Consider the following 22,664-nt stretch of genomic DNA (forward strand, 5'->3'; position numbering starts at 1 on the left):
GGCGGTGTGTCCCGCGCGGCAGGTTGGATACAGCACCATTCTGAGGAGAGGGCGGCGATCATGCGAGCTCACTCAGCGACCAACTGGTCATCGAAAGCCCGGCGGCCGGCGCCGCGAGGCGCGACGGCGACATCGTCGGGCTCCACCGGGCGACCAGGGCGGCCTATCCCGGCGACATCGGCAGCGGAGACGGAGGTCCCCTTCGAGATCGACCATGTGGACGAGGTCCCGAACCAGGGCTGGACGTCCACCGCGGGTCCGTACTCCTGGCTCGCTGCAAAACCGGGGCGCAGCCGAGACCGCACACCGAAGGACGGCAACCGCGCAGGTCTGCGCTCTCGTGGGACGCCACCGGCCCCTTAGGCCCCCCGATTCTGTTCGTAAGCCCGTCGTACGGAGGCGGCGGCGCGGTCGATCAGCTCGGGAAGCGCTGATCGCACCGCTTCGCTCAGACCCGTGCCGAGTTCGATGTCGGCCACTTCCACGGCGTGCACCACGAGCGTCGGCGGCAGTTGACCGAGGGCCTCGGCCAGCGCGAGGCACTCGCCGAGGCCGAGCGCATGCGTGCTCGCCGTACCCGCTGTGCGGCCGGTCGCTTCCGCCGCCGTCAGAGTGTGCAACTCCCCCGGCCGGGCCGACCCGGCTCGGAGGGCTTCCAGCACGACCACCGTGTCCGCGCCGCTCCACAGGTCGAGCATGCGCGCGGGTTCGCCGTCGCTGACGGCCAGGACGGTGCCGTCGGGAACGCGGCCCCGCAACGCCTCCACCGCTGCCGGGCCGACTCCGTCGTCACCGCGCAGCGAGTTACCCACGCCGATCACCACGATCCGGCCGCTCATGGGCGTTCCACGGTCACATCGAGGAAGTGGGCGGCGCAGGAGATGCAGGGATCGTGATTGCGAATGGTCCGTTCGCACAGGTGGGTGAGCTCCTCGTCGTCAGCGGCGGGCCCGGCCGTGTCCAGGCGCGCCTGGACGGCCCGGCGCACGTCCTCCGCGATGGCGGTCTGGTTCTGGGCCGTGGGCGGGACGATGCGGGCCTCGGTGAGCGTGCCGTCCTCCGTGAGGGCGTAGCGGTGGTACAGCAGACCTCGGGGCGCCTCGGTGGCCCCGGCGCCGACGCCCTGGCGGGGCGGGACCTCGATGGCCGGCCGGGGAGGCGGGTGGTATCCGTCGATGATCCGCAGGGCTTCCTCGACGGCCTGGACCACCTCGACGGCACGTACGACGATGCTCCGGAAGGGGTTGTCGCAGACGGCGCCGGTCAGCGGGTCGCCCAGGCCGGCGTCCCGCGCGGCCTCGGCGGCCACGGGGTGCAGCCACCGGCCGTTGATCGCGTAGCGGGCCAGCGGGCCGGTCAGATAGCGGCGGCCGTCCAGAGTCGCGGTCAGAGCGGTGGAATGCGGTACCTGCCCTTCCTGGACGTGCTGTTCGAAGCCGGCCAGGGGGAACTCGCGCAGCGTCCGGCCGCGGTCATGAGCGGCCATGGCTGCCGGCGTTCCGGAGTCGATGGCGTACCTACCGGGGTCACGCAGTGCGAAGAGGTCGTGGTCGCCCACGGCGTCGGGAAAGTCGAACGCCGCGACCCAGCGGACAGTCTCCAGCGCGTCTTCCCGGGCCTGTAGCAGCCGTGCCGCCAGTGGGCGGAGCTCGTCCGGTGCCGGCGTGCGGTAGAAGCCGCCGACCCGAACGTTGACGGGATGGATGGGGCGGCCGCCGAGCTGTTCGAGGATCGCGTTGCCGGCCTGTTTGATCCTCAAACCCCGTTCGACGACGGCTCGTTGGTCGCGGGCCAGCTCCACGACGTCCGCTCGCCCGAGGAAGTCCGGGGCGTGCAGCAGGTAGATGTGCAGGGTGTGGCTCTCGATCCACTCGCCGCAGTACAGGAGGCGGCGCAGTTCCGCCAAAGGGCCGTCCACCGTGACACCGCAGGCGTTCTCGATCGCCTGGCAGGCGCTCATCTGGTAGGCGACGGGGCAGATGCCGCAGATGCGAGCGGTGATGTCGGGGGGTTCGGTGTGGCCTCGGCCGGTCAGGAAAGCCTCGAAGAAGCGTGGCGGTTCGTAGATGCGCAGCCGCGTCTCCGTGACGGTGCCCTCCTGGATGCGCAGGTCGAGGGCCGCTTCGCCTTCCACCCTGGCCAGCGCGTCCAGTCGCAGGACGCGGGTTCCGCGATGGTTCATGCGGGCCTTTCCGGACGGGTTTCTCTCCCGGCGCGAGGGCTGTGCTGCTCCTCGGCCGCAAGGTCGGGTACGGGGGCATATTCCGGCGACGTGGCGTTGAAGGTGCGGAAGACACGCCGGATGTCCTGCTCGCTCATCCCGTCGTGGCGCAGCTGCGCGACCATGGAGCGCAGGTTGGGTCGGCTCGTGGGTCCGAAGCAGCCGTAGCAGCCGCGCCCGTAGGCGGGGCAGATGGCGCCGCACCCGGCATGCGTGACCGGGCCCAGACAGGGGGTGCCGTGGGCCACGGTGACGCAGGTGGTCCCCCGCCTCTTGCACTCGAAGCAGACACTGTGGCTCGGGATCTGGGGCTTGCGCCGGGCCAGGAAGGCGGTGATGACTTCGAGGAGCTGGCGGCGGTCGATGGGGCAGCCGCGCAGTTCGAAGTCGACCGGAACATGGGCCGAGATCGGTGTCGAGGTCTCCAGCGTGGCGATGTACTCCGGCCGGGCGTAGACCGCGGCGAGGAACTCGTCGACGTCGGCGAAGTTGCGCAGCGCCTGGATGCCGCCCGCGGTGGCGCAGGCTCCGATGGTCACCAGGCAGCGGGAGATGCGGCGTATGTGCCGGATCCGCTCGGCGTCCTCGGCGGTGGTGATCGATCCCTCCACCAGGGAGAGGTCGTACGGCCCCCGGCCGTCCGGCCGCGCGCGCTCCCCGTCGGCGCCCTCGACCGGGGTCATCTCCACGAAGTGGTCGATCCGTACGCGTTCGGTGAGGCCGAGGAGTTCGTCCTCGCAGTCGAGCAGGGTCAGTTGGCAGCCGTCGCAGGAGGCGAACTTCCACACGGCGAGTGCCGGCCGTGGGTCGGGGGCCGATCCGAACTCGGTGACCATGTCACAACTCCCTTACGAGGAGCAGGTGTGCAACGCGGTCGTAGCCGACGACCGGCCCGTCGCGGCACAGCAGGAGCGGGCCGAGCTGGCAGTGACCACAATGGCCGGTGGCGCAGCGCATATTGCGTTCCAAGGACACCTGAACGCGCTGTGGGACCAGGCCCCGGACCAAGAGGGCGCGTGCGGTGTGCCGCAACATCACCTCGGGCCCGCACACGAGCGCGCAGGTCCGTTCGGGGCGCAGGTCGAGGCGGTCGAGGAGCGTGGTGACCACGCCCACCCCACCGCGCCAGCCGGGCCCGGCGCGGTCGACGGTCACCTCCACCCGGGCCGGGCCGCGCCAGCTCTCGATCTCGTCCCGGTAGACCAGATCGGCAGGGGTTCGGGCGCCCACCAGGACCGCGAGCCGGCCGTAGACGTCCGGCCGGTCCAGGACCGCGTGTACGACCGGCCGCAGCGGGGCCAGCCCAAGGCCGCCGGCGATCACCAGCACATCGTGGCCGACTGCCGCTTCGAGGTCCCAGCCGGTACCGTACGGCCCGCTGAGTCCGACGCTTTCCCCCGGGCGCAGACGGTACAGGGCGGTCGAGACCGCGCCGACCGCACGCACGGTGTGCACGAGCCCCCCATGACGGCCACGCAGGGCACTGGCCGAGATGGGCACCTCGCCGACCCCGAAGGCGTAGATCATCGCGAACTGCCCCGGTGAGAAGGGCGCGAGTGCTCCTCCGGCCGGTATCAGCTCGATCGACCGGGTGTCGCCGGTCTCGGCCCAGGTGTCGGCGACGCGGTACGGCAGCGGGGGCAGCGTGGTGGTCATCGCTCCTCCGACTCCGATGGCGGTACGCCGGACTGTGTCCAGTCGTACAGAGCGGCGGCTTCCTCGGTGATGTCGATGCCGACCGGGCACCACACGATGCACCGTCCGCAGCCCACGCAGCCGGATGAGCCGAACTGGTCGTACCAGGTACCGAGTTTGTGGGTCATCCACTGCCGGTAGCGGCTGCGCGCCGAGGCGCGGACCGGGCCGCCGTGCAGATGGGAGAAGTCCAGGTCGAAGCAGGAGTCCCACAGTCGCCACCGCTCCGCGTGGTCGCCGGTGAGGTCCGTGACGTCCTCGGTGGTGGTGCAGAAGCAGGTGGGGCAGACCATGGTGCAGTTGCCGCAGGTCAGGCACCGCCCGGCGACGTCGTCCCAGCGGGGGGCGTCGAGCGTGCCGGCCATCAGCTCCCGCAGGTCCGCTTCGGGCATGCTCCGTCCCATGCGGGTCGCGGCGGCCGTGACGTCCGCGCGCGCCGTTTCCCGGGTTTCCTGGTCGGCCGGACGCGCGGGCAGCTCGGCCAGGATCTCCTCGCCTTCCTGGCTGCCGCCGCGGATCCAGAAGCGGTGCCCGTCCCCGTCGACCACTTCGGTCATCACCAGGTCGTAGCCGGGACCGGCAGCGGGCCCGGTGCCCATCGAGACGCAGAAGCAGGTGGCGCCGGGCTCCGTGCACTCGACCACGATCAGCAGCGCCCCGAAGCGCCTCCCCTCGTAGACGGGGTCGCGGTACGTCCCACCGGTCAGCACCCGGTCCTGGATGGCGATGGCCCGAAGATCGCAGGGCCGCACCCCCAGGAAGGCGTATCGAGGCGGTGCGGCCTGCTCGGCCGTGAGGACCAGCTCGCCCTCGACCCGCTCGGCGCTCCACTCCCGCACCCGCGACGGATGCAGGAACGGCTTCCACGACTGGGGACCCGCCGCGTTCGCGAAGGCGGCACCGTCCGACCGCTCCCGCAGCCGATACTGCCCGGCCTCCAACTCCACGCCCCACCCGTACGGCAGCTCGTCGGCCGACCGCAGCTCCGCCAGCACGATCGCACCGTCGCGCACAGTGGGGCCGACCACGGTAAATCCCCGCCGGACCAGCACGTCCACGAGCGCGGCCATACCGTCCTTGCCCATGACGAGCCCGTCGGACGCGAGGGCCGGGGAGACGTTCACATCGGCGTCGGCGTCCACGACCGACCTCCTTCGGCACTGCGGACAGCGCATGAGACCTGCCGTCCTTCGAGGCCTACGACCCCAGCTTCTGCGGCCACGTCGGCGTGCCGGCAGAGCCATGCGGGCAAGCCCATGGGGTCCATTGGTCCTGTTGACCTAGCCGACGATCAACTCCCTCGGTGGTGCGGTGGGAGTACGTACGTGTGGCCCTCCCGACCCCACTCCCCGTACTCGGGCGTCAGACCGGCGTCCATCGCTCGCAGGCAGGGTCGGCCGATGTGCGCGTAGACCAGGCGGCCGATCCGGTGCCGTGCCGCTGCTGTGCCGACATCGCGCACGGGAGCGTGCCCACCCACTCCACCGCGGAAGCGGATGGGTCGGTCCCAGCCCGACGCTTCCGCGAACATCAGGTCCGCCTCTGCCGCCCAGGGCGGGAAGGTCCAGAACTCCGGCGCCCACACCACCACCCCCGCCTCTCCCTCGATGCGGTAACCGCAGGTCGGATGGGAGGTGTGCGCAACCGGCAGGGCGCGGATGCGCAGCTCGCCGGGGTCCATGTCCGTCATGCGCGGCACCAGCCCGTGTTCGGCGGCCAGCCGCCGCAGGGCGGAGCGGAGCTCGGCGTGCTCGTCGGTGACGAGCCAGGCATCCAGCCGGCCCTCGGGCGGCTCCGCACCGGGACCGCCGTCGAGGGCGACACGATGGCGGCCGCTGGCGACGAGCAGGCCGGCCGGTGCGAAACGCGGGGACGCCATGGCGCCCACGCCCAGCAGCGTGAGCCGCAGCGGAGGCGCCATACGCGTCACCTCCCGGGGACGTGATCTGGTCGTCAGTCTCGGGCAAGCGGTGACCGTGGGCCTGAGCCGTCCGGCCAGGTACCGGGGCCGTTCGGCCCAGTGCGGGCGGGGCGGGCCGGACGGATGGTCGAAGAAGGCCCGCAGGAAGGAGGGGCCGGCATGCGGTGGGAGACCATCCGGAAGGACACCGTTCCCCGGGTTGCCCCCAATCTGGGCGACTACGACAAGGAGTGTGCGGACTTCTCGTGGTCGGAGGCGCGAGCCAGGCTGCAGGGGCTGCCAGGCGGGCAGGGACTCAACATCGCGCACGAGGCCGTGGACCGGCACGCGGCATCGGCCCACGCGAAGGCGGTCGCGCTGCGCTGTGTCGGGCGGGACGACTCCGTGAACTGCGTGACCTACGGGGACCTGGCCCGTGCCACGGCACGGTTCGCCAACGTGCTCCGTACGCTCGGGATCGGTCGGGGCGACCGGGTGGTGACGCTGCTGGGACGGTGCCCCGAGCTGTACACCGTGGCCCTCGGCACACTGAAGAACACCAGTGTCCTGTGCCCGTTGTTCTCCGCCTTCGGACCGGACCCGGTGGCTCAGCGGCTGCGGCTGAGTGACGCCCGGGTCCTGGTCACCACGCCGGAGCTGTATCGCAGGAAGGTCGCCGGACAGCGTGCGGCGCTGCCGGGTCTGCGCCACGTACTGATCGTCGGCGAGGGCGCGGACGTCCTGCCCGGCACCCTGTCCCTCGCCGCGCTCATGGCCGACGCCCCCGACACCTTCACCATCCCGCCGACCTCGCCCCGCGACATGGCCCTGCTGCACTTCACCAGCGGCACGACCGGCACCCCAAAGGGCGCGGTGCACGTGCACGAGGCGGCCGTCGCCCACTACATGACCGCGCTGTACGCCCTCGACCTCCACCAGGACGACGTGTTCTGGTGCACTGCGGACCCGGGCTGGGTCACCGGCATGACCTACGGGATCGTCGCACCGTTCATGCACGGTGTGACGGTCGTGGTGGACGAGGGCGACTACGACGCCCGCCGCTGGTACCGGATCCTCGCCGAGCAGCGGGTGAGCGTCTGGTACACGGCGCCGACGGCCCTGCGCATGCTGATGCGGACGACGCCGAGGTCCGGGCCGTACGACCTGCCGCGCTCGTTCGACCTGAGCGCGCTGCGGTTCATCGCTTCGGTCGGCGAGCCGCTCAATCCGGAGGCGGTGGTGTGGGGGCGGGACGTGCTCGGACTGCCGGTGCACGACAACTGGTGGCAGACCGAGACCGGCGCCATCATGATCGCCAACTTCGCCGCCTGCGACATCCGCCCCGGCTCGATGGGGCGTCCGCTGCCCGGGATGGAGGCGGCGGTGCTGCGGCGCGGCCCGGACGGCCGTGCCGAGGTCGCCGACGGGCACGTCACCGTCCTGGAGGAGCCCGGGGTGGAGGGCGAGCTGGCGCTCCGGCCCGGCTGGCCGTCCATGTTCCGCGGGTATCTGAACGATGAACAGCGCACCGCCGCCGCCTTCGCGGACGGCTGGTACCTCACCGGCGACCTGGTACGACGTGACGCGGACGGCTGGTACTGGTTCGTCGGGCGTGCCGACGACGTCATCAAGTCGGCGGGACATCTCATCGGGCCGTTCGAGGTCGAGAGCGCCCTGATGGAGCATCCGGCGGTCGCCGAGGCAGGGGTCATCGGCCGCCCCGACCCCGTGGCCGGGAACATCGTCAAGGCGTTCGTCGCGCTGCGGCCGGGCTTCGACGCGACGACCGCGACGCGACGGGACCTGCTGGCTTTCGCCAGGCGCCGGCTGGGCCCGGCCGTGGCGCCCCGCGACATCGCCTTCGACCAGCACCTGCCGCACACCCGCAGCGGCAAGGTCATGCGGCGCCTGCTGCGGGCCCGTGAACTCGGCCTGCCCGAGGGCGACATCTCCGCGCTGGAGGACTCCTCGGAAAGGACGGAACAGTCGGCATGAGCGCCACCCGCACGCCGCACGCACCGCGGCCCGCCCCTCGTCCGAACCGTCAGACCGCGCACCGGCTGGCCTTGCTGGAGTCGATGCTGCGCGTGCGCCGGTTCGAGGAACGCTGCGTGGAGTTGTACAGCGCCGCGCACATCCGGGGCTTCATGCACCTCTACATCGGTGAGGAGGCCGTGGCCGTCGGCGTCAACGAGGCGCTCACGGACGACGACGCGGTCGTGTCGACGTACCGCGAACACGGGCACGCACTCGCCCGCGGGGTTCCGGCCGAGGCGATCATGGCGGAGATGTTCGGCAAGGTCACCGGCTGCAGCCGCGGCCGGGGCGGCTCCATGCACCTGTTCGACGCCGGCCGCCGCTTCTACGGCGGCAACGCGATAGTCGGCGGCGGGCTGCCTCTGGCAGCCGGCCTCGCCCTCGCCGACCGCATGACCAGTCGCAACCGTGTCACCTGCTGTTTCTTCGGTGACGGTGCCTTCGCCGAGGGCGAGTTCCACGAGACCGCCAACCTCGCGGCGCTGTGGGGACTGCCCCTGCTGCTGGTCTGCGAGAACAATCTGTACGCGATGGGCACGGCCCTGGCCCGTCACCAGGCCCACACCGATCTCGCGCTGCGGGCCGCCGGGTACGGCATGGTCTCCTGGGCAGTCGACGGCATGGACGTCTTCGCCGTCGAGGACGCCGCCCGGCGGGCGGCCGAAGGGATACGTGCCGGCACCGGACCGCACTTCCTGGAGATGCGGACCTACCGATTCCGCGCTCACTCCATGTACGACCCCGACCGCTACCGCGACAAGGCCGAGATCGAGCACTGGAAGGAGCGCGACCCGGTCGAAGGGCTCGCCCGGCGGCTGCGGGAGTCGAAGGAGCTGTCCGACAAGGCCCGCACCGCCCTGGAGGACCGCCTGGCCGCCGAGATCGACCGTGCCGTCGAAGCGGCCGCACAGGCTCCCGAGGAACCCGTCGAGGATCTGTTGAAGTACGTGACCAGCCCGGTGGAGGCGAGCCGACCATGACAGCGACCCGCACGCGCACCGCCGAGCCCGCCGCGCCCTCGAACCGCAGGACGACCTATCGGGAGTCGATGCGCGAGGCACTGCGCGAGGCCCTGCGCAACGACGAGCGAGTGTTCCTGATGGGTGAGGACGTGGGCCGGTACGGCGGCTGCTTCGGCGTCAGCCTCGGCCTGCTGGAGGAGTTCGGGCCCGAGCGGATCCGTGACGCCCCGTTGTCCGAGTCGGCGTTCGTCGGCGCCGGCATCGGCGCGGCCCTGGGCGGCTTGCGGCCGATCGTCGAGATCATGACGGTCAACTTCAGCCTGCTGGCCCTGGACCAGATCCTCAACAACGCGGCGACCCTGCTGCACATGTCCGGCGGCCAGCTGCCCGTTCCGATCGTGATCCGGATGACCACGGGCGCGGGACGGCAACTCGCGGCCCAGCACTCGCACAGCCTGGAGGGCTGGTACGCGCACATCCCCGGCCTGCGCGTCCTGGCCCCGGCGACCCTCACCGACGCCCGGTACATGCTGGCCCCCGCACTCGCCGACCCCGACCCCGCGCTGATCTTCGAGCACGGCAGCCTGTACAACGTCTCGGGTGACCTGCCCCCCGACGCGGGACCTGTCGACATCGACCGCGCGGCCGTCCGCCGACCGGGCACGGACGTCACCCTGATCACCTACGGCGGCTCACTGCCCAAGGCACTGGCCGCCGCCGACGATCTCGCCGGCGGCGGCATCAGCGCCGAGGTCGTCGACCTGCGTACCCTGCGCCCACTGGACGACGCCACCATCGGCGATTCGGTGGCGCGCACACATCGCGCCGTCGTCATCGACGAGGGCTGGCGCACCGGCAGCCTCGCCGCGGAGATCTCGGCGCGCCTCACCGAGCAGCACTTCTACGACCTCGACGCCCCCGTCGAGCGGGTGTGCAGCGCCGAAGTTCCCGTGCCGTACGCGCGCAGGCTGGAGGAGGCCGCGCTGCCGCAGGTCGACGGAATCGTCGCAGCCGCGCGCCGCGCGGTCGGCGAGCCCGTGCCGGCCGGAGCCGACGAGGCGCGACGGCAGCCGGTCACCGGGAGGTCGGGCTGAGATGGCCGCGTTCACCATGCCCTCACTCGGCGCGGACATGGACGAGGGAGTGCTGCAGGAGTGGCTCGTGACGCCGGGTGACCAGGTCCGCAAGGGCGACGTCGTGGCGGTCGTGGAGACCGACAAGGCGGCCATCGAGGTCGAGTGCTTCGAGTCCGGGACCGTGGGACGGCTGCTCGTTCCGCCGGGGGCCCGGGTGCCGGTGGGGACACCGCTCGCGGTGATCGAGGGCGAGGCCGCGCCCGGCGTACGGGCGGGCGCTCCCGAGGCGCCGGCAGTGGCAAGGGCCGACGCGGTCCCGCCCATGGCCGCCGAGCCGGTCGGGGAAGCTCCCTCCCAGAAGACGCCTACGCACGCGGACACCGGCCGAGAACCGGTCTCACCGGACGAACGCCCGGAACCTCCGCGCAAGGTGGTCCGGGAGTCCAGGCCCGTCGAGGAGCCGGTGCGCGCGGAATCCCGCGAGGAGCCGGCCAGGCAGCCCGTACGTTCGACAGGCGGTTCTTCCTCGCAACCACCGCCGGAGCTTTCCGCCGGGGGCGCCTCGGTCATCGGGGCCGGGCCGCTCGTGCGGCACCTGGCGGTGCTGCGGGACGTCGACCTGACGACCCTGCAAGGCACCGGGCCCGGCGGACGGATCACCCGTGCCGACGTGGAGCAGGCCCCGCCGCTGCGCGCCCCCAGGGTACGGGCCACCCCGTACGCACGGCGGCTCGCCCGTGATCTCGGTATTGACCTCACGGCGGTACGGGGCACCGGGGACAGCGGAGCGGTTCGAGCGGCGGACGTACACACGGCCATGCGCGCAGGTGCCCGGAGGCCCAGGGGTGATGAACCCGAGCGGCCGGCTCAGCGCCGAAGGGACGGCGAACAGCCCACGGACGCCATGCGCCGTGCCATCGCCGACCTCATGAGCCGCTCCAAGCGGGAGATCCCGCACTACTACCTGTCCACCACCATCGACCTCAGGGCGGCCGAGGACTGGCTGCGCCGCATCAACCGCGGTCGTCCGCCTGCCGGCCGCCTCGCGCCGGCGGCCCTGCTGCTGAAGGCCGCCGCGGCGGCGACGCATGAGGTCCCGGGTCTCAACGGCTACTGGCAGAACGACAGGTTCGTCCCCGGTTCCGAGGTCAACCTGGGGGTCGCGGTGTCGCTCCGGCATGGCGGGCTGCTCACGCCGGTCATCCACCGCGCCGACACACTGCCGCCCGACGCCCTCATGGCCAGTCTCAAGGATCTGGTCCAGCGCGCCCGCCGGGGACGGTTGCGTGGCAGCGAGACGACTGGGGCCACCTTGACCGTCACCAGCCTGGGCGACCTCGGCGTGGAGACGGTGTTCGGTGTCATCCATCCGCCTCAGGTGGCCCTGGTCGGCTTCGGCGCGGTTGTCGAGCGGCCCTGGGCTTCGGATGGCATGCTCGGCGTGCGTCCGGTGGTGACGGCGACCCTGGCCGCCGACCACCGGGCCACGGACGGTGCCGTAGGGGCACGCTACCTGACGGCGATCGGCCGACTGCTGCAGAAACCGGAGGAGCTGTGAGTCAGATGAAGCCCCTGGACAACGCGGAGGCCAGGACCGTGGTCGAGGAGTCGATCGGCCGGATCGTTCCCGACGCGGACTTCACCGTGGTCGGACCGGACGACAAGTTCCGTGACGTGCTCGAACTGGATTCGCTCGACTTCCTCAGCCTGGTGGAGCTGCTGTCCGAGCGCACGGGAATCCGGATCGACGAGGAGGACTACCCGGACCTGACCACCCTGTCCGATGCCACGCGGTTCCTGGTCGACCGGACGAAGGACGAGACCAGCCCGGCCTCGTGATCGTCCGGCGTCCATGCCCGCCGAGCAGTAGCCCCATGAAACCGCTGCGCCCACGGGCACCGGGGTACGCCACGCCCGTGATGAGCAGGCGGCGTCATCGCGGCTCCTCCCCATGGGGGGCGGGGAGGGGATGCGCGTCGGCCCGGGCCGGGCGGCTCAGGCAGTTCTGTCGCGAGTGCTCGCCTGCTCGCGCTGTTCGCATCGTGGACCACCACTCCCAGAACGCCCCACGTGCGTTGACTCGCTGCGCGCCGGAGCGTCGACCGGCCGGACTCTGTGTCCGGCCGGTCTCGTGGCTCGGCCAGGGCGGTCAGTGGAGCTGGTTGAGTGCCTGCTGGAAGGCGGCTGCGTGCTTGGCCTCGTCCGCGGCGGTGTCGCGGAAGTAGCGGGCGGCGGCGGTGTCGCCGACGGCGGTGGCCCGCTTGGCGAACCCCGGGTACAGGGTGGTCGCTTCGTTGTGCTCCCCGGTGATGGCCTTGCTCAGGTTCTTCTTCGTCGGGCGGACCAGGCCGGCCAGGACTCCTTCGCCGGCGAAGTGCTCGTGCAACTCGACCCCGGCGGTGCCCTCGAAGAGTCGTGCCAGTGCAGGGTTGCCGGTCTGTCTGGCCTGGGCGGCGTAGAGCATGTACTTGGCGTGGGCGAGCGCCTCGCCGTGCAGGGCGGTGTCGAGGTTGGCCTGGGTGCGGGCGGCCTTCACCTTCGGCAGTCCGGCGGGCACCGACACCGTGTCAGCCTTCGGCGGCGCCGGGATGGTGCCGCGGCCGGTGGTCACGACCGTGAGCGCGGTGCGGTAGGCGTCGCGGTGACGGCCCTCGTCCGCGGCGATCTCGGTGAACAGCTTGGCGGCCTCGAGGTCGCCGTCCGTGCGGGCCTGGTCGGCGAAGCGGTGGTACATCACCTGGTGCTCATAGGTCTCGCCGTTGATGGCCTGGCGCAGGTTGGCCGCGTTCGATCCGACGGCGCCGGCCAGGGTTGCCGCCTCGCGCAGGTGCTCGTTCAGCTCGGTCTGCGCCGTGCTGCGGAAGAGCTTGCCGACGGCCGGGTGAGCCTGGCGGTCGGCTTCGGCCGCGAAGAGGCTGTAGGCGGCGTAGGCGTACGCCTCCCCCTTCATGGTTGTGGTCACGTCGGAGAGAGTCTGCGAGCGGAGAGCCCGGGTGGCGGTGTGTGTCACCCGGTGCTGATCAGCCGGCACGGCAAGGGCCACGGCCGTAGCCGCCTGGGACGCGGCCGTCAGCGTGCACAGGCCGACCAGAAGCGTACGTATCGAGTGGCGGACCATGATGCCTCCTTCGGGGCACTTCTGGGTACGAGCACCCTCTCCCCATGCGACCCGCACACGTGCACCCTTGCCCCTTCACGTAACCCTTTCGAGTGAATATGCATCGTGACCGCACGCCTGTCGGTCGCCGCGTTCCGCCTGCTTCAGGTGCGCGACCGGCCCCGGGGAACGTGCATCCGCCCGCCAATCAGCTCGCTGTGGTTGCTGCACTCCGCTGCTGCACGGCAACCACAGCCAATCCAGATGCGGCGTTGGGCCCTTCGGCCCTACGGTCGGGAACTATGGCCCGGCACGACTGAGGTCTCACCGATCCATCCTGGCATTGATGCAGCAGTCAGCCGAGGGAAGTGATCGGCATGATGTGGTACGACGGCGGGTGGAGCTGGGGCGGCTGGTTGGTCATGACGGTTATCACGGTGCTGTTCTGGGCCGTCCTGATCGTCGCCCTCATCGCACTGGTGCGATACCTCACCGGTGCGCGTCACCAGCCCGGCCCGCCTCCACCGTCCGGCGAAGGTGGGTGGCAGGACCGACGAGCCGAGAGCCTGCTCGCCGAGCGGTTCGCACGCGGGGAGATCGACGAGGACGAGTACAAACGTCGGCTCGCGCTGCTTCGGGAGCACCGATGACCCCACGTCGCCGCCGAGAGGTGCGATCGGTGATCGCCGTTGCTGCCGCGGCCTTGGTACTGGGCATCGCCACGACGGTCTTGATGTCCGCGTTCGGCGCCTTTCACAGGACGGCACCGGCGTCCTGGAGAGCACACAGCACACGATGCACCGCACCGACTGCGACAGGCAGTGTGGTGGATGTAACCGTATGGGACATGGGACGCATGATGAGGGGCCCGAACTGGCCTGCGCCGAATGACGGCCGTCCCGGCTGGGACGGCATGGGCATGATGGGCCTGACAACCCAGCCCACGACGATTCCAGCAGGAAAGGTGACCGTGCGGGTGGTCAATGCCGGAGTCCTCAAACACGAGGTGATCGTGTTGCGGCTGCCGGCGGGCCAGGCCGCCGGAGAACGTGTCATCCGCTCCGACGGTCGGGTATCGGAAGCAGGCAGCCTGGGCGAGGCATCGCGCACCTGTGGCACGGGGGCCGGAGATGGCATCGCCTCCGGTGCGGCGGCCTGGACCACGGTGACGCTGCGGCCGGGGCGCTATGAGCTGTTGTGCAATTACCCGGGCCACTACGCGGCCGGCATGTACACAGAGCTGGACGTCACTGGCTGAGCGAAGGAGCTGGCGGCTGCCGCGGCCGGCGGTGACGCCGGCACGAGATTTGAAGTCAGCCACGGCGGCGGGTGCACCGACTGATCAGGCGCGCGTGCCTCGCTGCATCCCCACCGGCGTCAGCCACGCTGTCGAGGTTGTCGTCGACCGGAGCAAGCTGCCATCGCCAGCCCGCGATGACGGCTTCAGAGGGCGGCGGCTGCCCTGATCCCGGGTGGATGGACAGAGCGCTTCGCACCGTGCGGCTCACCTCACCGAAGGGTTCGAACATGCCGTCTACGTGGCCATCAAGGGCGTGCATGACCTGGTACCCGGCATTCACACTCCGGTAGACGCTGAAGAACTCGCCTCCGTCAGAGGACGTTGACCCGCACTGTCCGCGATGCCCTCGAACAGGTCCTTGGGCGCCAGGTCCGGGACGGTGTCCCGGAACAGCGCGTAACGGTCGTAGTACCGCCGGGCTTGGAGCGTCTTGCCGTCGTCGCCGAGCACATTGCGGGCGATCTGCGGGTAGGCCACCGTACGGCCCTTCAACGTGACCTCGTTCCACTGGCCGGACATCATCGTGCTGCCGTCGGCCACCACGTCCGTGCCCCGGTAGCGCAGGTCCGGCACCAGCTGCAGCGAGCGCGCGATGGACGTCCCGATCATGTCGTGGCCGCGCTGCGAGTTGGCGCCCGCCTCCCAGAGGGTGGCGTCCTCGTCGAAGATGTCGAGGTAGGCCTTCACCCGGGGGTGGTTCAGATCGCCGATGGCGGGCGGCGTGCCCGTGGGGATCTCACCGAAGGCGATCTGTGGCTTCATGAACGCACAGGCGTTCGGGGTGATCCGGCCCTCCAGCCGCTCGACCTTCGCGCGCACCTCAGGGCAGTCGCCCAGAGGCGCGGACTCCGCACCGTCCGGCAGCGCTGCGGCGGAGGTCGCACTACTCGCCTGAGCCGGCCGGCCGAGTTCTGGCGGGCCCGTACCCGGTGCCGGGACACCCATTCAGCGTATATTGAGGAGAAAGGCGGATGTATTGACATGAAAAGGTCGATTCCCGCCTTTCATGGCGCCCGACGAACCAACTCACCGGATCCGCCCGCAGGAGGGGCTCGAGTCGTATCCGACCCGTCCGGAGGAGGACACGATGAGGGACGCGGCGAGCAAACGGGACCTGGCCGACCGTCCCGCGGTCACCGAGCGGGTCGTGACACTCACAGTGAACGGCCGTTCGTACACCCTGCGCCTGGACACCCGGGTCACCTTGCTGGACGCCCTGCGGGACCGGCTGGGCCTGGTGGGCACGAAGAAGGGCTGCGACCAGGGTGCCTGCGGCGCGTGCACGGTCCACCTGGACGGCAGGAGAGTGCTGTCCTGCCTGACCCTGGCGGCCCAGGCCGAGGGTCGGGCGATCACCACCATCGAGGGCGTCTCCGGCACCGACGGGCCGCATCCGGTGCAGAAGGCGTTCATGGAGTACGACGGCTTCCAGTGCGGCTTCTGCACGCCGGGGCAGATCATGTCCGCGGTGGCGCTGATGGCCGAGGGCCGGGCCGGCTCCGACGAGGAGATCCGTGAGTTCATGAGCGGCAACCTGTGCCGCTGCGGTGCCTATCCCAACATCGTGGCCGCGATACGCGAGGCGGCGTCCGGGGGAGGTCCCGATGCGCGGCTTTGACTACGTACGGGCCACCGACATCCAGGAGGCGGTACAGCTGCTGGCGGACGACCCGGCGGCGTCCTGCCTGGCGGGCGGCACGACGCAACTCGACCTGATGAAGGACGGGGTCCTGGAGCCGCCGCGGTTGATCGACATCACCCGGCTCCCGCTGCACGGCATCGAGCGCCGCGGCGAGTCCCTCCACGTGGGGGCGCTCGCCAGCATGGAGGAGCTGGCCGCCGACGCCACGGTGGTCGAGCGGCTGCCCGTGGTGCGGGAGTCCCTGCTGCTGGGCGCGTCGGTGCAGCTGCGGAACATGGCCACCATCGGGGGCAACCTGCTGCAGCGCACCCGCTGTCGCTACTTCCGCGACCCGACGGTCGTCGAGTGCAACAAGCGCACGCCGGGCTCCGGCTGTGCCGCGGTGGAGGGCGTGGCGCGTATGCACGCCGTGCTCGGCGTGAGCGAGCGGTGCATCGCGCTGCACGCCTCCGACCTCGCCGTCGCCTTGGTGGCGCTCGACGCGGTCGTGCACATCCAGGGGGTGTCGGAGCGTCGGACCGTGCCGCTGACGGAGTTCTACCTGACGGCCGACGAGAGCCCCGAGCGCGAGAACGTGCTGGAGCACGCCGAGCTGATCACGAAGGTCGAGATCCCGCTTCCGCCGCCGGCCGCCCGCTCGGGCTACCTCAAGGTCCGCGACCGGATGTCCTACGAGTTCGCCCTCACCTCGGCCGCGGTGCTGCTCGTCGTGGACGACGGCACGATCCGCCAGGCCCGGGTCGGACTGGGCGGGGTGGGGTCGAAGCCCTGGCGGGCCTACGAGGCCGAGCACGTGCTGACCGACGCGCCGGCCACGACGGCCACGTACCGGGACGCGGCCGAGGCCACGATGCGCGAGGCCTGGACCGTCCCGGGTACGGCGTTCAAGGTGCCGCTCGCCCGGCGCACACTGGTGCGCCAGCTGCAGACAGTGTCAGGAGTGACCGCATGAGCACCGTCGAGAGCAGGCCGCTGGTCGGTGCGGGCGTCAGCCGGGTCGACGGCCCGCGGAAGGTCACCGGCACCGCCCCGTATCCCATGGACTTCAGCGTCCCCGGCCAGGCCTACGGCGCCGTGGTGCAGAGCACCATCGCCGCGGGCCGGATCGTCCGCATGCACACCGAGGCCGCCGAGAGCTCCCCGGGCGTGCTCTCCGTACTCACCCACGAGAACGCCCCGGAGGTCGCAACGGGACCGACGACGGTGCTCGGGGAGCCGACGCCCGCACCGCTGCGGAACGACCGGATCCTCCACCACGGACAGCACATCGCCTTCGTGGTGGCCGAGACCCCGGAGCAGGCCGTCGCCGCGGCACGCCTGGTGCGGGCCGACTACGAGACCTCGGAGCCGCTGCTGGACCTCCAGGACCCCCGGGCCGAGCAACTCGTCGACCCGTGGGGGATGGACCACTCGCGCGGCGACGCCGCCGCGGCGCTGGAGACCGCAGAGGTGACCCTCCGGGCTACGTACACCACGGCGGACAACACCAACAACCCGCTCGGGCTGTTCGCCACCCTTGCCGTGTGGGAGGGCGACACCCTTACCGTCCACGACACCAGCCAGTGGCCGTCGATGGTCCGCACCACCCTCGCCAGGGTCTTCGGTATCCCCGAGACCTCGGTGCGGGTCCTGGTGCCCTATGTCGGCGGGGGCTTCGGCGCCGGACTGCGCGTGTGGCCGCACGTGATCCTGACCGCCATGGCCGCCCGGGTGCTCAACCGCCCGGTCAAGCTGGTCCTGACCCGACCGCAGATGTTCACCTCGGTCGGGCACCGCCCCAGCGGCGTGCAGTGGCTCGGCGTCGGTGCCACGCGCGACGGCGAACTGGTCGCCCTCGACCACCGCAGCCTCAGCTCCCTGAGCATGGAGGGCAACGACTACGAGCCGTTCGCCTCGGCGACCGCCTTCGCCTACCGGTGCGCCAGCGTGATCACGCGGGACCGGCAGGCGCGGATCAACATCGCCGTGCCGACGTCCATGCGCGCCCCGGCCGAGGCGCAGGGCAACTTCGCGCTGGAGTCGGCACTCGACGAACTGGCCTACACCCTGCGCATGGACCCCCTGGAGCTGCGGCTGCGCAACCACACGGACGTCGATCCGCGCAACGGGCTGCCCTGGTCCGGCGAGGCGCTCCTGGAGTGCTACGAGGTCGGCGCCGGGCGCTTCGGCTGGTCCGACCGGAACCCCGAGCCGCGCTCCATGCGCGACGGGAACTGGCTCGTCGGCTACGGCATGGCGAGCGCGCTGTTCCCCTACTTCGCGCAGCCCTGCGCGGCGCAGGCCACCGTCAACAGCGACGGCAGCGCGCTGGTGCGCAGTGCGGCGACCGACATCGGCACCGGCACGTACACCGTGATGGCCCAACTTGCCGCCGAGGAACTGGGCCTGCCCCTGGACCTGGTCCGCTTCGACCTGGGCGACTCGGACATGCCCAACTCGATGATGGCGGGCGGCTCCGGCCTGACCGGTGCGCTGGGCAACGCCGTGCACGACGCCTGCCGGCGGCTGGTGCGCTCGTTCGCGGAGCTCGCGCATGGCGACGCCGACTCGCCCCTGCTGGGCGTGTCCCAGGACGACGTGGAGTCCACCGGTGGGCGGGTCCACCTCGCGGGCCGCCCGGACCGCGGGGAGTCGTACGTCGACATCCTCGCCCGGCACGGGCTGTCCGAGCTCACGGCGAACGGGAACAGCACCCCGCCGGCCGCCACCGAGCTGGGCATGTCTCTCGCCGGTGCGTACGGCGCGAAGTTCGTGGAAGTCCGGGTCGACGCCGACCTCGGCCTCATCCGGGTCGCGCGGGTGGTCTCCGCGATCGACGGCGGCCGCATCCTCAACGCGAAGACGGCCAGGAGCCAGATCATCGGCGGGACGGTCGGCGGCATCGGCATGGCCCTGTACGAGGACACCGTCACCGACCCGCGCACCGGGCGCATCGCCAACGGTACGTTCGCCGACTACCTCGTCGCCGTGAACGCCGACGTACCCGAGCTCGACGTGGTCTTCGTCGGAGAGCCCGACCGCGGCACCGCGACCGGCACCAAGGGCGTGGGCGAGGTCGGCCTGGTCGGCATCGCACCCGCGATCTCCAACGCCGTGTACCACGCCACCGGAAAGCGCCTCCGCGAACTGCCGATCACCCTCGACGCCCTCCTCTGAGCCGCCGTCGCCGGGCCTGGGGCCGCCCGCTTCCTGCGCGAACCCAGCTCCGAGCAGCAGCTCACCGTCACCGGGCTCGCCGCCGGCCGCACCGCGTACGACGGCGGGCCGATGATCGCCGAATGCCGCGACAGTGACCGGCGATGGGCCAGCGAGAAGGAGGGCGAGTGACTTCAGCCCGAGCCGGGCGGCACAGCCTCACCGCGGCCGTCGTCCGGTGCCGCAGGGGCAGCGCCAAGCGCCTTCTCGATCGCCTTCTCCCGCCGCGACTTCCCACTCGCCATCCCGGCAGCGGCACGGGCCAACTGCGCCTGTAACTTCTCGAAAGCTGCCGACCCTGACAACTCCCGCATCCTGCGACTCCTGCTCATACACCACCAACGCCCCACCAAATCGCCAGTCACCGCAATACAGCCGAACGGAGCACACCGTCGAGCCGGCCGGTGGCCACGCACCCAGCCGCGTCGTGCTGGCCACCGCCGACCGAACGCATGCCCGGGGACGGCCCGCAGCCTATGGTTTCGAGCGAGGCTCATCCTCTTTGCGAACCACGGTCAAACCCCGCACCCCTCTCGCGCCCGGTCAAACCCGACCCGGTCCATGCCCTGCCCTCCACGATGCCGCCGCGTCATGAGGCGACCCCTCATGTACGCCGGCGCAGACGGAGCGCGGGACTGCGCAACGCCCCGGTTTGCCCCTCACCTCCGACCCGCCTCCACTTTTGATATCGCGGAGGCGGGCGCGCTCAACGAGCGCGGTCCGGACGGACGCGGCAGGCCGCTCGGGCGCAGCCGCGGGAACCGCTTCGGACGGGGTTATGGGCTCGACCGGCTCGGGAGTCGGATCGGGCGTCCTGGCCGTCTCGGTCATCGGCCACGTCGGCGCTGTCCGGAGCGCTGACGTCAGGCGTCGACGCCGTATGCGCGAGGAGAGTGCCTGCCAGGAAGGCGACCTCGGCCATGCGACGCAATCGGCGCCGGGCAGCGACGAGTAGCAAGTCCGGCACTCAGAGGCGGCCGTGCTTCAAGCAACTCGTGCTCGAGGGGCGTACCTCGTACCCGTCATGGCCGGCACCGGGCGGCGAGAGCAGATCGACTACGCGCCGTCCGGCCGTGAGCACGGCCTCGGCGACGCACGCGATGGCGCGTGGCCTTCGCCACACTTTACCCATTTCAGGATGGATGAATGCGTATAAGTGGTTCCAAAGCTGGTTTCACTCTTCCGACAACCAGCTCCAGGGATTCAAAGTGCAGTGGCATGGGAGAAGCGTTTGATCACGGTACGTAAACGACGCACTGGGCTGGTCGCCGTGGCCGGCGTACTCGGTGGCGTACTCGCACTCACGGCCCTCGGCGGTACCAGCAACGCTGCCACCAGCCGCAACGACGCCGGGGACCACCGGAAATCGCAGGCGCGGGAGGATCAGGCGGCCGCCGACTATGCTTCCGACGCCCGAGTAAAGATCACACCCGCACAAGGTGCCCGCGGCGTCGGGATCAGCAAGCCAGTCAAGGTCACCGTCAGCAACGGCAAGCTCACCAAGGTGACCATGACCGCCGTCGCGACTGGTGCCGAGATTCCGGGCACCCTCTCCGCGGACGGCACGTCCTGGAAGCCCGACGGTCAGCTGAAGCGGGCCACCCAGTATCAGGTCGCCGCAGAGGCCGAGGACGCCAAGGGCCGCTCCGTCACCGGGAACGCCACGATCAACACGGTCTCGCCGGCCAGCGACTTCATCGGGCACCTCTCCCCCGAGGACGGCTCGACCGTCGGCGTGGGCATGCCGGTGACGGTCAACTTCGACAAGGCGATCAGCAACAAGGCCGCCGTACAGTCGAAGATCCAGGTCAGCTCCAGCAGCGGCCAGCAAGTCGTCGGTCACTGGTTCAACGACGACCGCCTGGACTTCCGCCCCAGGACCTACTGGAAGCCCGGCTCCACCGTCACCGTCAAGCTCAACCTCCACGGCATCCAGAAGACGGTCACGTTCAAGATCGGCCGGAGCCAGATCAGCACCGTCGACGCCAAGACGAAGCAGATGGCCGTCGTACGGGACGGCAGGACGATCAAAACCATCCCGATCTCGTCCGGCAGCCCGGAGCACCCGACGTACAACGGTCAGATGGTCATCTCCGAGAAGTTCAGGCAGATCCGCATGAACGGTGCGACCGTCGGCCTCACGAAGAAGGACGGCAAACCCGCGTACGACATCGAGGACGTACCGCACGCCATGCGCCTGTCCGCCTCGGGCACGTTCATCCACGGCAACTACTGGGGTGCCGACTCGATCTTCGGCAAGGTCAACACCAGCCACGGCTGCGTGGGCCTGAAGGACGTCAAGGGCGGCGACGACGGCAAGCAGCCCGCCGCGTGGTTCTTCGACAACTCGATGATCGGTGACGTCGTGATCGTCAAGAACTCCGCGGACAAGACCAGGCTGGCCCCGGACAACGGCCTCAGCGACTGGAACATGCCGTGGAGCCAGTGGGTCGCGGGCAGCACGACCAGCTGACGCCGCCTCACTCCCTCACGCGTCTGAACCTGAATCCCCGTCGCCAGGCGGCGGCCGGCACCATGTCGGCCGCCGCCTGCGGCGTCCGGGCACTCGAGCATCCCTCGCCGCCCGGGTCCCGGTGCTGCAGGGCATCAACCGCTAGGAGGAACGAGGCCGGGTCTACGGCCTGGAGCCGGCCAAGAAGGCCGCGACCGGCGACCCGGAGGCACAAATCGACGAGACCGACTATCACGCCCACCTGCAGGAGGAGTTCGGAAAGGAGAACGCTGCCCACATTGCCGCGCGTTACCCCATCAGCACAAGCCCGAGCCGCGGCTGAGCGTGAGCGGCGGGAAGCGCTCAACCCGTCCGCGACCCCTCCGTACCAGGCGGAGTCACTCTTAAGGTGGTGGCGGTACCGGAGGAGTGCGCGGACGAACTCGAAGAGGGTGAAGACACGCTGAGGATGGCGCTTCCCACAACCGTGCGTCCTGGCTCCTCCTGCGCAAGCCACGGTGCAGGTGCAGCACCAACCAGATCACAGAGCTGGTCAAAGCCGTCCTCACACTGCACCTCGTCAGGTTCAACGTGAGATTGGAAAGACTCAGTACTGCTCGGTCTCCACGAAACCCGTGCTCGCGTCATCGTCCGCCTCGAAGGCAGCGGCGGTCGGGTCGAATCCGGGCGGGCTGTCCTTCAGGCCCAGGCCCAGGCCGGCCAGCTTCGCCTTGACCTCGTCGATCGACTTCGCACCGAAGTTGCGGATGTCGAGCAGGTCGGCCTCGGAGCGCGCCAGGAGCTCACCCACCGAGTGGACGCCCTCACGTTTGAGGCAGTTGTAGGAGCGGACCGTGAGCTCCAGCTCCTCGATCGGCAGCGCCAGGTCGGCGGCCAGGGCGGCGTCCGTGGGGGACGGGCCCATGTCGATGCCCTCGGCGTCGATGTTGAGCTCGCGGGCGAGACCGAACAGCTCCACCAGGGTCTTGCCCGCCGACGCCATGGCGTCACGGGGACGCATGGCCTGCTTGGTCTCGACGTCGACGATCAGCTTGTCGAAGTCGGTGCGCTGCTCGACACGGGTCGC

General features: G+C 70.6%; 20 protein-coding genes. 11 read left to right on the top strand and 9 right to left on the bottom strand.

Annotation, left to right across the window (positions count from 1 at the left end; translation table 11 throughout):
* Positions 1-359 precede the first annotated feature (359 nt).
* The 6 genes from ACFY4A_RS28445 to ACFY4A_RS28470 form a co-directional block, all read right to left on the bottom strand.
* On the bottom strand, positions 360-839 hold the full coding sequence (locus tag ACFY4A_RS28445; protein WP_390832191.1) for a hydrogenase maturation protease: 480 nt from the start codon (positions 837-839) through the stop codon (positions 360-362).
* Positions 836-2,182 (bottom strand): Ni/Fe hydrogenase subunit alpha, encoded by a 1,347-nt coding sequence (locus ACFY4A_RS28450; RefSeq protein ID WP_390832192.1) that lies wholly within the window; start codon positions 2,180-2,182, stop codon positions 836-838. The genes ACFY4A_RS28445 and ACFY4A_RS28450 overlap by 4 nt, the downstream gene beginning before the upstream one ends.
* Entirely contained in the window at positions 2,179-3,057 is an 879-nt protein-coding gene (locus ACFY4A_RS28455) for an oxidoreductase (RefSeq protein WP_390832193.1), read from the bottom strand. Before ACFY4A_RS28455 ends, ACFY4A_RS28450 begins: the two co-directional genes overlap by 4 nt.
* A gap of 1 nt (position 3,058) precedes the next feature.
* Entirely contained in the window at positions 3,059-3,877 is an 819-nt protein-coding gene (locus tag ACFY4A_RS28460; protein WP_390832194.1) for an FAD/NAD(P)-binding protein, read from the bottom strand.
* Positions 3,874-5,001: a 4Fe-4S dicluster domain-containing protein gene (locus tag ACFY4A_RS28465; RefSeq protein ID WP_390832213.1), complete on the bottom strand. Its 1,128-nt coding sequence runs from the start codon at positions 4,999-5,001 to the stop codon at positions 3,874-3,876. The genes ACFY4A_RS28460 and ACFY4A_RS28465 overlap by 4 nt, the downstream gene beginning before the upstream one ends.
* Before the next feature lie 206 nt (positions 5,002-5,207).
* Entirely contained in the window at positions 5,208-5,837 is a 630-nt protein-coding gene (locus tag ACFY4A_RS28470) for an MBL fold metallo-hydrolase (protein ID WP_390832195.1), read from the bottom strand.
* 159 nt (positions 5,838-5,996) lie between these two features.
* Between ACFY4A_RS28470 and acsA the strand changes: the two genes are divergently transcribed.
* From acsA to ACFY4A_RS28495, 5 genes are read left to right on the top strand one after another with little or no spacing between them, the layout of a single operon-like run.
* A complete protein-coding gene (acsA, locus tag ACFY4A_RS28475; protein ID WP_390832196.1) occupies positions 5,997-7,811 on the top strand; it encodes an acetate--CoA ligase in 1,815 nt (604 codons plus the stop codon).
* Positions 7,808-8,833, top strand: a complete 1,026-nt coding sequence (gene pdhA / locus ACFY4A_RS28480) for a pyruvate dehydrogenase (acetyl-transferring) E1 component subunit alpha (RefSeq protein ID WP_390832197.1) — start codon at positions 7,808-7,810, stop codon at positions 8,831-8,833. The genes acsA and pdhA overlap by 4 nt, the downstream gene beginning before the upstream one ends.
* Positions 8,830-9,909: an alpha-ketoacid dehydrogenase subunit beta gene (locus ACFY4A_RS28485; protein ID WP_390832198.1), complete on the top strand. Its 1,080-nt coding sequence runs from the start codon at positions 8,830-8,832 to the stop codon at positions 9,907-9,909. Before pdhA ends, ACFY4A_RS28485 begins: the two co-directional genes overlap by 4 nt.
* 1 nt (position 9,910) lies before the next feature.
* The gene (locus tag ACFY4A_RS28490; RefSeq protein WP_390832199.1) at positions 9,911-11,449 is read left to right on the top strand and encodes a 2-oxo acid dehydrogenase subunit E2; all 1,539 of its coding nucleotides are present in this window, start codon (positions 9,911-9,913) and stop codon (positions 11,447-11,449) included.
* 5 nt (positions 11,450-11,454) lie between these two features.
* Complete coding sequence (locus tag ACFY4A_RS28495) at positions 11,455-11,730, top strand: acyl carrier protein (RefSeq protein ID WP_390832200.1); 276 nt, start codon at positions 11,455-11,457, stop codon at positions 11,728-11,730.
* A 310-nt stretch (positions 11,731-12,040) separates the two neighbouring features.
* On the opposite strand, the gene ACFY4A_RS28500 is transcribed toward ACFY4A_RS28495, so the two are convergent.
* Positions 12,041-12,853: a ferritin family protein gene (locus ACFY4A_RS28500; protein WP_390832201.1), complete on the bottom strand. Its 813-nt coding sequence runs from the start codon at positions 12,851-12,853 to the stop codon at positions 12,041-12,043.
* A gap of 512 nt (positions 12,854-13,365) precedes the next feature.
* Here ACFY4A_RS28500 and ACFY4A_RS28505 point away from each other — a divergent pair.
* Positions 13,366-13,638 (top strand): SHOCT domain-containing protein, encoded by a 273-nt coding sequence (locus ACFY4A_RS28505; protein ID WP_390832202.1) that lies wholly within the window; start codon positions 13,366-13,368, stop codon positions 13,636-13,638.
* A gap of 29 nt (positions 13,639-13,667) precedes the next feature.
* Positions 13,668-14,246, top strand: a complete 579-nt coding sequence (locus ACFY4A_RS28510) for a sulfocyanin-like copper-binding protein (RefSeq protein WP_390832203.1) — start codon at positions 13,668-13,670, stop codon at positions 14,244-14,246.
* Between the two features lie 318 nt (positions 14,247-14,564).
* Here the strand turns inward: ACFY4A_RS28510 and ACFY4A_RS28515 are convergent, their stop codons facing one another.
* Positions 14,565-15,233, bottom strand: a complete 669-nt coding sequence (locus ACFY4A_RS28515; RefSeq protein ID WP_390832204.1) for a hypothetical protein — start codon at positions 15,231-15,233, stop codon at positions 14,565-14,567.
* Positions 15,234-15,375: 142 nt separating this feature from the next.
* Here ACFY4A_RS28515 and ACFY4A_RS28520 point away from each other — a divergent pair, with 142 nt between their 5' ends.
* From ACFY4A_RS28520 to ACFY4A_RS28535, 4 genes are all read left to right on the top strand, one after another.
* Positions 15,376-15,906: a (2Fe-2S)-binding protein gene (locus ACFY4A_RS28520; RefSeq protein ID WP_390832205.1), complete on the top strand. Its 531-nt coding sequence runs from the start codon at positions 15,376-15,378 to the stop codon at positions 15,904-15,906.
* Positions 15,893-16,882 (top strand): FAD binding domain-containing protein, encoded by a 990-nt coding sequence (locus ACFY4A_RS28525; RefSeq protein ID WP_390832206.1) that lies wholly within the window; start codon positions 15,893-15,895, stop codon positions 16,880-16,882. Before ACFY4A_RS28520 ends, ACFY4A_RS28525 begins: the two co-directional genes overlap by 14 nt.
* Complete coding sequence (locus tag ACFY4A_RS28530; protein ID WP_390832207.1) at positions 16,879-19,086, top strand: xanthine dehydrogenase family protein molybdopterin-binding subunit; 2,208 nt, start codon at positions 16,879-16,881, stop codon at positions 19,084-19,086. Before ACFY4A_RS28525 ends, ACFY4A_RS28530 begins: the two co-directional genes overlap by 4 nt.
* 1,270 nt (positions 19,087-20,356) lie before the next feature.
* Entirely contained in the window at positions 20,357-21,598 is a 1,242-nt protein-coding gene (locus ACFY4A_RS28535; protein WP_390832208.1) for an Ig-like domain-containing protein, read from the top strand.
* 586 nt (positions 21,599-22,184) lie between these two features.
* Here the strand turns inward: ACFY4A_RS28535 and ACFY4A_RS28540 are convergent.
* Positions 22,185-22,664, bottom strand: a 480-nt coding sequence (locus ACFY4A_RS28540; protein WP_390832209.1) for a DNA-directed RNA polymerase subunit alpha C-terminal domain-containing protein, incomplete at its 5' end; no start/stop codon positions are given.

This window comes from Streptomyces sp. NPDC001292 (genome assembly GCF_042896465.1).
GTDB lineage: Bacteria > Actinomycetota > Actinomycetes > Streptomycetales > Streptomycetaceae > Streptomyces.

Coding starts and splice junctions, on each gene's coding strand:
- ACFY4A_RS28515 (WP_390832204.1), bottom strand. CDS start 15,233: ATGGGTGTCCCGGCACCGGGTACGGGCCCGCCAGAACTCGGCCGGCCG.
- ACFY4A_RS28445 (WP_390832191.1), bottom strand. CDS start 839: ATGAGCGGCCGGATCGTGGTGATCGGCGTGGGTAACTCGCTGCGCGGT.
- ACFY4A_RS28455 (WP_390832193.1), bottom strand. CDS start 3,057: ATGGTCACCGAGTTCGGATCGGCCCCCGACCCACGGCCGGCACTCGCC.
- ACFY4A_RS28450 (WP_390832192.1), bottom strand. CDS start 2,182: ATGAACCATCGCGGAACCCGCGTCCTGCGACTGGACGCGCTGGCCAGG.
- acsA (WP_390832196.1), top strand. CDS start 5,997: ATGCGGTGGGAGACCATCCGGAAGGACACCGTTCCCCGGGTTGCCCCC.
- ACFY4A_RS28505 (WP_390832202.1), top strand. CDS start 13,366: ATGATGTGGTACGACGGCGGGTGGAGCTGGGGCGGCTGGTTGGTCATG.
- ACFY4A_RS28520 (WP_390832205.1), top strand. CDS start 15,376: ATGAGGGACGCGGCGAGCAAACGGGACCTGGCCGACCGTCCCGCGGTC.
- ACFY4A_RS28485 (WP_390832198.1), top strand. CDS start 8,830: ATGACAGCGACCCGCACGCGCACCGCCGAGCCCGCCGCGCCCTCGAAC.
- ACFY4A_RS28490 (WP_390832199.1), top strand. CDS start 9,911: ATGGCCGCGTTCACCATGCCCTCACTCGGCGCGGACATGGACGAGGGA.
- pdhA (WP_390832197.1), top strand. CDS start 7,808: ATGAGCGCCACCCGCACGCCGCACGCACCGCGGCCCGCCCCTCGTCCG.
- ACFY4A_RS28525 (WP_390832206.1), top strand. CDS start 15,893: ATGCGCGGCTTTGACTACGTACGGGCCACCGACATCCAGGAGGCGGTA.
- ACFY4A_RS28495 (WP_390832200.1), top strand. CDS start 11,455: ATGAAGCCCCTGGACAACGCGGAGGCCAGGACCGTGGTCGAGGAGTCG.
- ACFY4A_RS28465 (WP_390832213.1), bottom strand. CDS start 5,001: ATGGGCAAGGACGGTATGGCCGCGCTCGTGGACGTGCTGGTCCGGCGG.
- ACFY4A_RS28530 (WP_390832207.1), top strand. CDS start 16,879: ATGAGCACCGTCGAGAGCAGGCCGCTGGTCGGTGCGGGCGTCAGCCGG.
- ACFY4A_RS28460 (WP_390832194.1), bottom strand. CDS start 3,877: ATGACCACCACGCTGCCCCCGCTGCCGTACCGCGTCGCCGACACCTGG.
- ACFY4A_RS28470 (WP_390832195.1), bottom strand. CDS start 5,837: ATGGCGCCTCCGCTGCGGCTCACGCTGCTGGGCGTGGGCGCCATGGCG.